This is a genomic window from Endozoicomonas sp. SESOKO3 (assembly GCF_024606255.1).
This window is the reverse complement of the sequence record NZ_JAHHPR010000480.1, coordinates 1-1,002: the sequence shown is the minus strand read 5'-3', so window position 1 is coordinate 1,002 and position 1,002 is coordinate 1. Positions and strand designations below refer to the sequence as shown.

The following is a 1,002-nucleotide window of genomic DNA, read 5'->3' as shown; positions in this document are numbered from 1 at the left end:
TATTCCTGCCGATTGTTGATCAAACAAGCCACAGAACTATTTGGGTTGAGCAGATCAAAACTGAGCCACTCCCTTTTCAAGACAACCTACCCAGCCTTAGACTTCACTACTCTCAACAGGTTCCCTATCCAGTTCAAATACAGAGTGAAGAGCCCTTACAGCAAGCTCAAGATACTTCTCTGCAATAATAACGGAAACCTTGATTTCAGAAGTTGAAATGATCTGGATATTGATGCCTTCAGCTGCGAGAGCCTCAAACATCCGGGTGGCAACGCCCGCATGAGATCTCATACCCACACCGACGATAGATACTTTTGCGATCTTTTCATCACCGTCATACTCGCGTGCACCCAACTCATCACAGACTTTCGCACAGACATCAAGAGTGTTCTGATAATCATTACGGTGAACGGTAAAGGTAAAATCAGTAGTACGATCGTCAGACACATTCTGAACAATCATATCCACCTCAATATTGGCCTGACTGACAGGACCCAATATCCGGGATGCAACACCTGGAATGTCAGGCACACCTTTAATAGTGACTTTCGCTTCATCCCTGTTAAAGGCAATACCAGATACCACCGGTGATTCCATAGCTACATCCTCGTCGTCGATCGTAATAAGAGTTCCGGGGCCTTCTTGCATGGAATGCAGCACCCTCAATTTGACATTATATTTTCCAGCGAATTCAACCGCCCGAATCTGCAATACTTTTGAACCCAAACTGGCCATTTCCAGCATCTCTTCAAAAGTAATCTTGTCCAGTCGCCTTGCCCCCTCCACAACACGTGGATCGGTCGTGTAAACGCCGTCGACATCTGTATAGATCTGACACTCGTCCGCTTCAAGAGCAGCAGCCAGAGCAACGGCCGTGGTGTCAGACCCCCCTCTTCCAAGGGTTGTAATATTGCCTTCAGCATCACGCCCCTGAAAGCCAGCCAGAATTACAACGCGCCCCCGATTAAGAGATGCCCGCATCTTCTCTGTATCAATATGCTG

1 protein-coding gene is annotated in these 1,002 nt (G+C 47.4%); it reads right to left on the bottom strand.

Annotated features, from left to right (window positions below):
• Nucleotides 1-96 precede the first annotated feature (96 nt).
• A partial coding sequence (locus tag KDK18_RS08210; protein WP_257254420.1) for an aspartate kinase occupies nt 97-1,002 on the bottom strand: 906 nt, incomplete at its 5' end.